The following is a 12074-nucleotide window of genomic DNA, read 5'->3' on the forward strand; positions in this document are numbered from 1 at the left end:
TCACTTCCCCCAGAAACAAGTGGCGTTGCCGCCGACAAATTCATCGATCAAGGGCCGTTCGGTCGCCGCATCCTTTTGCAGCAGCGCAATCGCGCGCTGCATGGAGATATTCTCGGTCGGAACAGCGGCCAAAGCTTCGAGGAATGCGAGATAGTGACGGCCATTGCCACGGTTATCGAGAAAACCCGTATCCTGGTGAAGATAATCACGGCTTGGGCCGGGGATGTAATTCTCGGCCGCATAGGCATTGACGAGAACCGGATCGTTGATGCCGTTCAGCCAATAACCGAAAATCGTCCAGATCGACCGTTTGACGGGGCTGGCGTCGCCGGACGTCTTCACATAGAGGTTTTCGCCGTGGCCGCGGGCAACCTCTGCCATCACCACCATGCTGGTCAGCGACTGCCGCATATACCAGAGCGACCGCGCACCCCGACGCGTTTCAAGCGGCAGGCCGCCATTAGCGCGCGCCTCATCGAGAATGGAGAGAAAGCGCGATCTGCCTTTTTCATAAAGACCGTCATCCCCGACGATCCCGCCCCATGTCATCAACACACTATCGGCCAGATACCGGTGGTTGTTGACGTCGACGTCACCGTTGAATGTCTGGTCAACACGGCGAACCAGCGGATCGAGCCATGTCTGAATTTTCGACCGTTCCGCTTCCGGTAGCTCGTCGCGAATGATCAAAAAGGCCGTGATGGTCGGCAAAAGTGCGCGCTTCAGCGCATAATAGGCGTCGTGCCCCACCTCCGTTTTTTCCAAGGCGCCACGATCCGCCCAGGTGTTCAGAAGGCTACGCAGCATCGTGGTCGACGCGGCGTCACCGCCAAGCGAGCGACTGGAAAGCACCATGATGGCCCAGGCGAACTGCGCACCGGCTCGATCGCTACCGTAACCGGCGGTCGGACGAAATCCCTCGACGACCTCGAGATCAAGCCATTTGCTGTCGGCCTTGATCGCAAGGCATTGTTTGCGAAGGCGCCCCGAGGTATCGGCCGCGATTGCTAACTTGCGGGCCGCAACATCGAAAAGACCGTCATAGGCAGTTGCTGCGGTTGCGGCCGAGGTGGCGCAGAACCAGACACTAAAGGCTACAACGATACCGCGTCTCGGGGCGATTTTTCCGCCAGGAATCCCGGAAAATATTGCCATCAGCTTCGGCCTCCCGTCCCATTGAAGTTCTCGTACTGAACGGAGTTTGAAACATTCGTGCAGGTGTCGGTCAGTGCATTTTCCGCGAAGATTGCAGATTGACCGTCGCCATTGAAAAAACCTGCATCGCGGAAACGGCAGCTATAGGCTTCCGGGCGTTTCGGCCGGCACACTGTCGAGGTTATCAACACGCTTTCGCGCTCGTTGAAGCGCAACATATGGCCTTCCATCGCCCGACCATCACCATCGATCAGCCGGCCGACCTGATTGAGATAATCGTTGCCGGAAAGGCTGAAACCTGACGTCCCGTCAACCTTGATACCGCCGCCATTTCCATGGATGCGGTTACCGCTGGCCGCAAAGGTCGTCAGCGGCAGATAGGGATCAAACTCGAAATCGCGCAATGCGTTAGCGGGAGATGCTCGCAAGTTGCTGATATAGCCGTGGATTGCATCCTGGGCGTTGTTTTCCAGAATATTCTCATGAACGCCAACATCCCAGCTGTTGCGGATCTTGATGCCCGCACGCTTGTTGTCGAAGAACCGGTTGCCGACAGCAAGATTGCAGCTGCTCTCAAAGAGTGTCAGGCCATCCTGCTTGTTGTCGAAGGCGACATTGGCATAAACGAAATTGTCGACGCTGTTGCGGTCGATCATGAAGCCCGAGCCGGCATTGGTGTGGGACACATTGCCGACGATCCAGGAGAAATTCACCTCACGCGATACGATGATGCCGTGTTTGGCCTTGGTGTCATAGGTGGTGTTAAGGGCAATCAGCAGTCGATGAGAGCGATCGTGCGGGTCGATCGCGTAGAGGACGTTGTCCCGATACTCGTTCCCCACGAGACTTACATCGTCTGCCTCATAGGAGTAGAATCCATATTCGAAATTGTGGAAGAAATTGTCGACGACGATCCCCGTCGGCGCACGTGCGCCGGTAATCTGCTGCGCCACGGACTTGGGACCGGCGGAAAAGGCCAGACCGAAGGACTTGGGCGCGGCGTAACCCAGCGAATCCAGTACGGAGCCACCGATCATCAGCCGTGAATTGCTCCAGCCTATGATATAGGGCCGGAAAACATGACGCTTTTCCTTGTCCGAATAACGTGGCGTTCCGGTCGCCTCATCCCAGGATGTCACGGTCGTATCCTGGACATAAAGCGTTCCAGCCACGGAAATGAAACTGCCGGCCGTCGCTGAAAGACGATAGGTGGCCGCTTCCTGTCCCGACAGGATCAACGTCGCCCCCTCGGCCACCAGAACGGGCGCACGCAGCGTCACGACATCGTTTTCGCGCGTCACCAACGGAAACCCGTCGCCAGCATTCAGTTCGCTTGCCAGGCTGCCAAGAGTGTAGACGCCGCTCTGGATAACGATGATGCGCGGATAAGGAATGCCTTGCGCTTCAGCCGCAAAGGACAGCCCCGTATTGCCCGCAGCCAGATCTTCCATGAACTTGTCACTGTAGGGACTGAGATTGGCAAGCGTAACGGCAGCGTGACCGGGCTGCGGCAAGGGTACATTCCCTCGCACCGTGCCGGCACCAACAGAAATGTCGGAATAGGTGTAAGTCTCTGGAAGGCTCATTCTGCCTTTCTGACGCGCAAGTGTCAGCCTGCCATCACTGAAGGCGGCAGCAGGTATTGCTTCTGCTGCCGCCTCAAGCTTCGGCGCCTGTTGTTGCATGGCCATGTAATCGGCCGGGCTTCCTTTGCCCCAACCGAGATTACGCACATCGAGAGAACGGAAACTGGCTTCCGCGATGGCGCGCGCCGTGCGGACACGTAACATGTGATCCTTCAGCGTGCTCGACTGAACCGATGCGAATTTGAGCATCGCCGGATTTGCCGCCGCCGCGACCAGAACGTCGGCCTTGAGCGTCTCATCGTCCGCAGCACCGGCGAATGAAGCGAGATAGGTCAAGGCCTCACTGCCAAAACCATCCAGCGCAGCACGTTTGCCAATCATGCTGGCGGCCCGCGCCTTGATCTTCTCATCGGCGATACGATCAACCAGTTGCTTGGCTGCATCGGTTTTGCGTGCATCGGTCAGCGCTTCGACGATCTTCAGATACCCCTTGTCGCGGCTGTCTTTTTTGTCCTCACCGGCTGCAACTTTCACCGCTTCGCCGACCAGCGCGTCGAAATCGCCGTTGCCCTTGTTGTCGTTGGCAACCGAGGCCAGCCGCAGCAGCGCCTCTATCCGGAACTCCGTGTCCTGAATGGAAAGGGCGACCGACTTCGCGTCATCCGTCTCGCCCTTTTTGGCGAGCGTGCGCGCCAGTTCGGACTGTACGCGTCCCCTGTCACGGCTATTGGCAATGGTCTCGAGCGCACTCTTGGCCGCCGCGATATCACCTTCCCGCGCCTTCACGCGGGCGATACCGGCAACAGCCTTGTCGCGGTCATTGCCGCCCTGGAGAAAGGGCAGCAGTGTCTCCGCGTCTTTCAGCCTGTCGGCATCCGCGAGGCTTTTGGCGAGATTGGCAATCGTGTTGCCGCCATCCTTCGCTGCACGCAATTCCTGCACCAGCGCCAAGGCGTCATCCAGTCGCTCAAGGTTGATGGCGCTCTCGGCCGCCGCTACCATCGCCACTCCACGCTCAGGGCCGGACAAGTCCGCAAGAACGGCGTTTCCACTGGCATAGGAAGCGTCCGCCATCTTCTTCAGATCGTTTTTCGCGAACACCGTTGCCAGCGTGAAATCAAGTTCGGCGCGCAACGCGCTTTCCGGCAAGTAGTCCGCCAACTTTGCTGCATCCAGCCCACGTCCGGCTTCGATGCGCTGCTTTACAAGCTTCTCGATCAGATCTTCCTGATCGCTGTTGTCCGCAAGGCTGGTGGCCAGCACCGGCATCCATTCCAGCTTGCCCTCACTGAGAGCCAGATCGGCCGCATTGTCGACCGCCTTCTTGCGCGCTTCGGAATCTTCCGGATTGATCGCCAGCGCCCACAACAAGGCCTGCTCCAGATCGTCTTTCTTGAGGGCGCCAGCGCTCTGCGCCACGATCGCGTCCGTGGCGGCGACGCTGACTGGTTTACCGTCGATCTGTTTGCCCGCAAGAATTCGCAACGCCAGATCGTAGCGGGCATAGCCGCGCATGCGTGTGGGCCACATGCGCGAAATCGCCTTGTCGGCGAGCGCAGAGGATAGTTTGGGCTCGATGATCGTTGCCGTTTGCGCCAGGGTGTTCAGCGCCGCGTTCTTTGCCGTCTCGTCCTTGATGAGGTCGACACGCTCGGCCGCCTTCTCCATCAGGCTTATGGCATTCAGCTTGTCGCCCTTGGCGAGGAGAGCCGCATAACCTCCCAGGGCAGCGACCTGCAATTCCGGCAGAGAAAGAGCTTCGATCAGCTCCATTATCCGCACGCGCATCCCGGTTCTTTGCTCCGGGTCGGCGATACGGCCCTTCATCTGTTCCTGCAATGCGGAAATACTGGCGGAAACCAGACTGTCGGCGTCGACGCCAGCGGAGGCCAGCTTGCTCAATGCCGCCTTTGCCTCGGCGGAATCCGCCGCCACCCACGATTTCAGTTGTGTCATGCCAGCACGCGCCGCATCGAGAAATGCGAGGCGCTGTCGGGCGTCTGTCGCACCATCGGCCTTCAGGACATTCGCGGTAATGTCCGACATGGCGGCATCGGCTTTGCCGAGCGCCGATGACGGCGTTGCGGGGGCCTGCTGGGCGAAAGCAACCGAGGAGGCAACCGGCCAGTGCCCGATTGGAAAGACGAGGCAGATCGACAACGCCGCCACGCGCAGCGACAACAGGGCGCTCCCCGTTTTCGGCGGCCACCGGCAATTGGAACTTGATAGGTGGATGATGTCGCGTGTCATCATGCTTCCTTCGTCAGGTCTGTATCGTAAAAGCTGCTCGATAATGGCGTGCAGAGAACCGGAATGCAGGCAACGGATGCCCCTTCAGAGACCGAGACGTCCCCTGCACATGAATTTTCTGCAACTGTCATTCAACATGCGGCCGGCCAGCCGCCTTTTGGCAGAGGGAGGAAAAACCTCCCGCAACCACCTATTTCGGCAGGATTTTGCTCGTCAAATCCGCAAACCGCTGGGTCAGGCCGAACCATGGTCCGTTGTCGAAGCGAACGACCGCGGGTGTACCGATTTCGGCCGACAGGTCATTTCCGCCAAGATCGATCCTGACTGCTACCCGGTCGCTGGTGGCAGCGGACTGTTCGCTGACTTTAGGCAATTGAGCCAACGCCACAGCATGAAGAACCTTGCCTTGCGGCAGGTCGACGCTGACATGCGGCGCCTTATAGAGCGCCATCAGATGTGAGCGATCTACCATGGCGACCACGTGCGGTTTGGCATCCGCATGACGCAGTCCCAATACCTGCGCTCCGGCCTTGATCTGCGTATCGACAGCCGGACCTATGGGCTCGGCAGCGCAATCGCATGATGCGACGACCGACGTGCTCTGTCCGCTCTCGGTCAGAACGGTCAAAATCCGCTCACCACTTTTTACCGGCCCGGTCACCAGATTGGTGATGATGCCATTGGCGGGCGCAAGAACCGGAACCGTATCGACCGTCACCACCGCACTATCGGCCTCGAAGACCCAAAGACGTTCATAAAGGCTGCTTGTCAGGAACGCCGCAAGCGCGAGCGACAGGGCCATCGTGGCGACAATGCCCACGGCTTTTCGGAATTTGCTGACGCCCGGTACCGGCTCGCCCGATTTTCGTGGGCGCAGTTTGACCTCGCCGGAAGCGCGCCTGGCGAAATCGAGAATGTCGTTACCCTCTACGAGCTCACCGCTGATGTAGGAATCGTGGATATAACGCAACATGCGCTGTGCGGCCGGAGACGTACCGACAAATTTGAAACCCGTGCGGCCGGTTTCTGCGCTGGAATGACGTACTTCCCCTTTGACGGGCAACATCATGTCGAAACCATCGAGAGGGATCTGCAACTGCAAGGGAAACACTTGTCCTTCTTCGAAGGTGACATCGCCCGTTGCGACACCCACCCCGCCCAAAGACCAATCGACCGTGGAATATCTGTGCTGATCGATGACGCATTTCAGCGGCAACTTGTAGCGCGCATGCTGGCGTTGCTCATCCGCTTCGAAACTCACGATGCTCATATTCATTTTGGGCTCCTTCGCGGGTCAACGCATACCGAAAATCGCAGTCGTCGCCTCAATGCCTGGGACCGACAATTGACCGACGAGCAACGATATGAGGGTTACAAACAGGGTAATCGATAAAACATGCATGTAAGTGGAAGAGGCATTTTTCAGCGCGGCGGCTCGGCCTGTGCCATTGGTGGACAGTGTCGTTTTCTGCCGCGTCCACTTCTGGCGATCGAGGTGGAAGAAAATGTAGGTTTTTATGATCGAGCCGAACACCTGATTGAAATAGATGAAAAAGGGATAGAAAATCGAAACCCGCGGACGGGAATTGAACAGCATCAGCGTCATGATGTAGCGCGTGAGCAAAACCCAGGCGAAATAGGCCGGAAAGATGAACGGGTTGTCGAACAGTCCGATCAGGATGACCATGACGAGACCAGCAAGCGACGTCCACATCGAGATGCGCTGATCGAAAATCGTCCACCAGGTAAAATAACCGATATGCCAGGGACCAAGTGCGAGTGCCCGGCTGTTCGTCCGTAGCATATTGCCGAACCAGCGCGTCATCAATTGCGCCGCGGCCTGGAAAAAGCCTGATGTCGGAGGGTCTTCAACTGTCGCGACGGTGACGTCGGGTACATACAGCATGTGATAATTGTTACGCAGCAACCAGTACCAGCTGGACTTGTCGTCGCCGGTGAGGAACTTCAGCCTGCCAAGACGCCAGTGCTCGATATAGTCCAGTTCCACCTGCCGAATGAAATCGGAATTGGCGATGACAGAGGCACGAAACATCGACATTCGCCCGGTCAGCGTCAAAACGCGTCTTGAAAGCCCGTTCGAAGACATCAGAATATGGCGTTGCGCAAACCGCAACGAATACCAGACGTGAAATGACGATTTTCCACGCACCCGCGACGTCTCATCCGTGGTCAAAGCACCGACGCGACCATCCGCGAAGAAACCGGCGCACCGATCGACGAGGTTTTCAGGAACGATGGAATCGCCATCGATAACTGCCACGACGTCGTCGCCTCGCGGTTCCAGCTTGGAGACGGCCCGAAACGCGTAGGCCAGCGCATCCCGCTTGCCGCTGCCATTGATGCGAACGATCACCAGACGGATATCGGCGTTTTCTCCGCAAATAAGACGATGCATCGAACGGATCAGGCGCTGGTCGGACATTTCGACGATGGACGCGATGACCGTCGCGCCGCCGCGAGAAGCAAGCGCTGCCCGGAATGCGGCGCGATAGACCTCGGCTGTCGTGTCGCCGTCGATGCGGAAACTGGTTACGATGAGATAAGCATGAGGCGCCTGGCCGTTTTGCGCACTGTGCTGGAGATGACGATCCGCTCGAATGCGCATTTTTGGAAAAACAATGCGACGGTAGATGTTGGACCGCACGAAATGCAGGACACCCCAAGAATACCGCCACACAGCCAGTGCGCCCAGACCGAACAAAAGACCCGCGTTTGCGCCAAAAAGCACGCCCTCCGGGACAATCACGATCAAGCTGGCGAGGCCAAGCACAAACAGCAAATGGGCCGGAAGGCTCTCGCTCCAATCGACGATAGCGGATTGCTCCCCTGCCCGAGAAACCGGCACTGTCGATAATCTATCAACAGGCAATACTTCATCAGGAAGACCGAGCACTCTCTTTTCGAGATAGTGTCTCATCATTCAATCCATCAATGAAATAAATTTACAAAATTTCGATCAAAGTGCGAAGTAAATAACGAATAACAAGCTATACAATTTCATTGTATATATTTTTTTAACTTAAGCAAACTTTAAATTACAATATATACACGTAAAGGACATATATTTACACGACGTCATCGAGATAACGTACCGGGATCTCCCACAACACGACTTTTGGCGCCGTTTGCGAGCGAAGTTTCTCCAGAAAATCCAGCATGGGCACAAAAGGCCCCTTTCCTTCCCTGGCGAAATTGAGAACATCCACCTCGCATGTGGTTTTCAACTGATCTTCAAAAGACCAGAGAGGGTTCGCGCTATAGCTCGTCCCGACCAGCACGACCTGATCCGCCGCTTGAGCTCCAACCGCGCCATCAGCAAACAGCGCGTCGGCGCTATCCACCCTGGCGGCAGCCGATATCGGCTGGATGATGTCGAAACCCGTACCGGCCCCGGGCAACATCCAGCCGGCATTGACAAACTTCGCGAGGTCGCCGACATGGTTGACATCGTGTTGGGATACGCTGTCAAAAGCAGTTTTCATCAATTGATCGCGACGGGGAATGGCAGCACAAGCCGCCTTGGCCGCCAGACCGCTGCCTTTGACCGTCCAATGCGTATCCGATCGCAGAAAAAGTTCTTCCGGCTTTGCGGAACCGAACGTCGCGACCACGTCTGCGACCGCAATCCCCTTCTCGTTCAGGAAAGCCATAAATCTCTCATAGAGATCTGCGTTGGCTTCAGGCAAAACGTTGCCGCCCAACTGCCCGGCCACGACTTGCGCTTTAGGCGGGATCGGTACGATGACCAGAGTGACGCCTTTTTCTGCCAATCTGGAACGAACATCCACAATCGTCTGGAAAGACGTTGCAAGATTGGCCTCCGATGTCCGGCTCCACGCGAATTCCTCCGCCGTGAAAAGCCAGCCGCTCCGGCCAACGATTGCACCTTTCCTGGCCTCCCCGAAAACACCGAGAGAAACTGCATTAAAAAACTCGACGGCGAAATTGCTGAACGGCAGTTCCCGCTCGTAGCCTTCTTCGAGCCGACTGGCGACCTTCCCGGTCCAGATATCGGCAAGTTCATCCACTTTCAGGTCTTCATCCGGGATACTGACCACATAATTAGCCGTGATTCCGGCACCGGCCAGCAACAAGAAGAGAACGGACGCGGTTGAAAGCAAACGTGGTGAGATCATGCGCCGTACTCCCTAGAACTGAAAGTAGAGGAAGGGTGAATCATTGTCGGCTGTCAGCTTCAATATCGAAACCATGCCAAAAAAGCAGACGATGCCCGTGGCCACCAAAGCCACGCCCGCGGTCGACGGACCAAGCGGCATGTGGATCAATCGCTCGGCCGGGAAAGTCCGGTTGAACCACGGTTCAATAAACACCACCGCCACACCAACGGCCAGCGAAGCAAGGGCGAAGTTCTTGATCTGCCACGCGATATCCGGCTGGATATGAAATCCGTTGAAGCCTGACATTCCGCGATACATGTCGAGCGCGCTATGCACGTCAAGCGATCGGAACATGACCCAACCGAGCATGACCAGCACCAGGGTGCCACCCAACGCCACGAAAGAGCGCTTATCGGACGGCTTGACCCCGAACAGGCGCTCCAATGCCAGAAGCCCGCCGTGCCAGACACCCCATAGTATGAAGGTCCAGTTCGCGCCATGCCAAAGTCCGCCCAGCACCATGGTAATGAACAGGTTGAAATAGGTCCTTGCGGTTCCCAACCGGTTTCCGCCCAGCGGAATATAGAGGTAGTCCCGCAGCCAGGCCGACAGGCTCAGATGCCAGCGACGCCAGAATTCCGTGATTGAACGGGAAACATAGGGACAGTCGAAATTTTCGATAAAGCGGAAACCCATCATCATTCCCAATCCGATAGCCATGCTGGAATAGCCCGAAAAATCGAAATACAGCTGTATCGAATAAGCGACGGTTCCAAGCCAGGCCTCGGCAAATGTCGGATCGGCTTTGGCGAATATCGCATCCGCTATGGGCGCAACGGAATCCGCAATCAGTACCTTCTTGGCGAGCCCGGCAAAAAAACGAATGCCGCCTTCGGCAAAGAGCTCAAGCGAATGCTCGCGATAGGTGAACTGACGGGCAAGGTCCTTGTAACGCAGGACCGGGCCGGCGACCAATTGCGGGAACAGAGCCTTGAATGCTGCAAAATCGAAGAAGTTCTGCGCCGGTGGCGCGTCTTCCCTATAAATATCGATAAGGTAAGAGATCGCTTGAAAAATATAAAACGAGATGCCGATCGGTAGCAGGATTCGCGCATGCCACGATGTGAACGGGTCACCGCCATTCAAGAGATCGGCGAGGCTGTCCATGAAGAAATTGCAGTATTTGAAATAACCGAGCACAAGTAGAGGCCCGGAAATCGCAACAATCAGCAATCTTTTTCGCGCTTGCGCCGTCCGCTCCACATAGATCAGCTTTCCGAAGATATAGCTCCAGAGCGTCACGAGAAAAAGCAGGGCAAGGTAATCTATTCTCCACCATCCGTAGAACAGGTAGGAAAACAGAAGTATAACGACCGATTTGTACCGGAATGGAACGGAAAAATAAACACCGAGCGCAATCGGTAAAAACATAAATATAAATAAGCTTGATGAAAAAACCATCTTTATCGACTTTCTTCATGAAGGTCGAAGTTAATATTCGTATATAAGAATATGAATTTATGCGGGAGTCAATAACCTGTTAATAAAAAATTAAACCACTTGATGCGCCAACCGGTTTTCGAATCGCAGCGGTTCCGAAGAAATTCACCAGACTAAACCTGGCCGACCAGATTTCTCTTGATGCACACAAGCGGCCCTATCCGCAAATTGATTGCAGTTTCCATCTTTATCGTGACCGCGACGAAGCCCGGAATACCTTTTCGGTTCCGTGCCAGATGAGGCCTGCGCAGCGGCGCCAGGTCCGCGACAGCAAACCAGCGAATTTCGAAAAACGGCATTGACAGTTCGAAAATTTTATACTTCTTTGTAAAACGGTTTAGTAAATCGCTTTACAAAACCGACAGAGGTCGAAAAGGCCCGGATTGAGCGGAACAGAAAGCGGGAGTTCTATGGCGCGTAATCATGCGACCAGTCTGAAGGACGTTGCCCAGGCGGCAGGCGTTTCCGTTGCGACGGTATCGCGACTGTTGAACGGCACTCTTGAGCTTCCGGCAGAGACGAAGACGCGGATCGAAACCGCCATTCGCGAACTCAACTATGTGCCCAACCCACATGCGAGGCGTCTGAGCCGAGGTCGATCGGATACGATTGGTCTGGTCGTTCCTGACATCGGTAATCCGTTTTTCGGAACGCTGGTTGCTGCCGTGGAAGAGGAGGCCGACAGGCATGGCCTCGCCCTGTCTCTCTTTGCGACGCTGAACCGCACGGGCCGGGAATTGTCGTATCTGCGTCTGCTTGCCCGCAATCATGTCGACGGCCTCGTTTTCATCACCAACCACCCGAATACGGAGGAATTGGCAGAACTCATCAACGCCACGGGTAAGGTCGTGGTAGTCGATGAGGACGTTCCAGGCGCAACGGTGCCGAAACTCTTTTGCGACAATGAACAGGGCGGCCGCCTGGCGGGGGCGCATCTGGCTGACCACGGGCACAGACGGGTGCTCTATATCGGCGGCCCCGACGATATGATCAGTACGGAGCGCCGTTTCCGAGGAATGACATCTGCCCTTACCGAGCGGGCAAGTGAGGCAGAGCTTTCAATCTCGAGATATTGCGGCGCCTACACGGTGGAATTCGGCCGTGCGGCGGCCCGTCGGTTTCTCGATGAAGGCCGGCCCGCAACGGCGGTGTTTGCGAGTTCGGACGAAATCGCCATCGGCTTTATCGAGGTGCTGCGCGCCGAAGGCGTGCGTATTCCGCAGGACGTTTCGATGATCGGCTTTGATGATGTCGGGCCACTGCACCTTTTTGCGCCACCGCTCACCGCCATTCGCCAACCCGTCAGTGCGATCGGCCAGCGCGCTCTGTCGCTTCTGCTTGAAACCAACTGGGACCAGGATTCTTCCTTCCTGTCGGAGGAATTGCTGCCCGTCGAAATCGTCGTGCGTGAATCCGTTGCGCCGCCCGCGATCAAATAAAAAGC

The 12074-nt window shown here is 56.4% G+C and carries 7 protein-coding genes; 1 reads left to right on the top strand and 6 read right to left on the bottom strand.

What is annotated here, in order from left to right; translation table 11 throughout:
* From ACQZ5K_RS03455 to ACQZ5K_RS03480, 6 genes are all read right to left on the bottom strand, one after another.
* The gene (locus ACQZ5K_RS03455; RefSeq protein ID WP_448739682.1) at positions 1 to 1155 is read right to left on the bottom strand and encodes an alginate lyase family protein; all 1155 of its coding nucleotides are present in this window, start codon (positions 1153 to 1155) and stop codon (positions 1 to 3) included.
* Positions 1155 to 4994: a right-handed parallel beta-helix repeat-containing protein gene (locus ACQZ5K_RS03460; protein WP_448739683.1), complete on the bottom strand. Its 3840-nt coding sequence runs from the start codon at positions 4992 to 4994 to the stop codon at positions 1155 to 1157. The genes ACQZ5K_RS03455 and ACQZ5K_RS03460 overlap by 1 nt, the downstream gene beginning before the upstream one ends.
* Before the next feature lie 187 nt (positions 4995 to 5181).
* Positions 5182 to 6267, bottom strand: coding sequence for a PilZ domain-containing protein (locus ACQZ5K_RS03465; RefSeq protein ID WP_448739684.1), 1086 nt, complete (start codon positions 6265 to 6267; stop codon positions 5182 to 5184).
* An 18-nt stretch (positions 6268 to 6285) separates the two neighbouring features.
* Positions 6286 to 7929, bottom strand: coding sequence for a glycosyltransferase (locus tag ACQZ5K_RS03470; RefSeq protein WP_448739685.1), 1644 nt, complete (start codon positions 7927 to 7929; stop codon positions 6286 to 6288).
* 148 nt (positions 7930 to 8077) lie between these two features.
* Positions 8078 to 9148, bottom strand: coding sequence for an alginate O-acetyltransferase AlgX-related protein (locus ACQZ5K_RS03475; RefSeq protein WP_137004483.1), 1071 nt, complete (start codon positions 9146 to 9148; stop codon positions 8078 to 8080).
* Between the two features lie 12 nt (positions 9149 to 9160).
* Positions 9161 to 10591: an MBOAT family O-acyltransferase gene (locus ACQZ5K_RS03480; RefSeq protein WP_448739686.1), complete on the bottom strand. Its 1431-nt coding sequence runs from the start codon at positions 10589 to 10591 to the stop codon at positions 9161 to 9163.
* Between the two features lie 449 nt (positions 10592 to 11040).
* On the opposite strand from ACQZ5K_RS03480, the gene ACQZ5K_RS03485 reads away from it, so the two are divergent.
* On the top strand, positions 11041 to 12069 hold the full coding sequence (locus ACQZ5K_RS03485; RefSeq protein ID WP_448739687.1) for a LacI family DNA-binding transcriptional regulator: 1029 nt from the start codon (positions 11041 to 11043) through the stop codon (positions 12067 to 12069).
* Positions 12070 to 12074: the final 5 nt, after the last annotated feature.

It is taken from the genome of Agrobacterium sp. 22-226-1 (assembly GCF_053522345.1).

Coding starts and splice junctions, on each gene's coding strand:
- ACQZ5K_RS03460 (WP_448739683.1), bottom strand. CDS start 4,994: ATGATGACACGCGACATCATCCACCTATCAAGTTCCAATTGCCGGTGG.
- ACQZ5K_RS03485 (WP_448739687.1), top strand. CDS start 11,041: ATGGCGCGTAATCATGCGACCAGTCTGAAGGACGTTGCCCAGGCGGCA.
- ACQZ5K_RS03455 (WP_448739682.1), bottom strand. CDS start 1,155: ATGGCAATATTTTCCGGGATTCCTGGCGGAAAAATCGCCCCGAGACGC.
- ACQZ5K_RS03475 (WP_137004483.1), bottom strand. CDS start 9,148: ATGATCTCACCACGTTTGCTTTCAACCGCGTCCGTTCTCTTCTTGTTG.
- ACQZ5K_RS03480 (WP_448739686.1), bottom strand. CDS start 10,591: ATGGTTTTTTCATCAAGCTTATTTATATTTATGTTTTTACCGATTGCG.
- ACQZ5K_RS03465 (WP_448739684.1), bottom strand. CDS start 6,267: ATGAATATGAGCATCGTGAGTTTCGAAGCGGATGAGCAACGCCAGCAT.
- ACQZ5K_RS03470 (WP_448739685.1), bottom strand. CDS start 7,929: ATGAGACACTATCTCGAAAAGAGAGTGCTCGGTCTTCCTGATGAAGTA.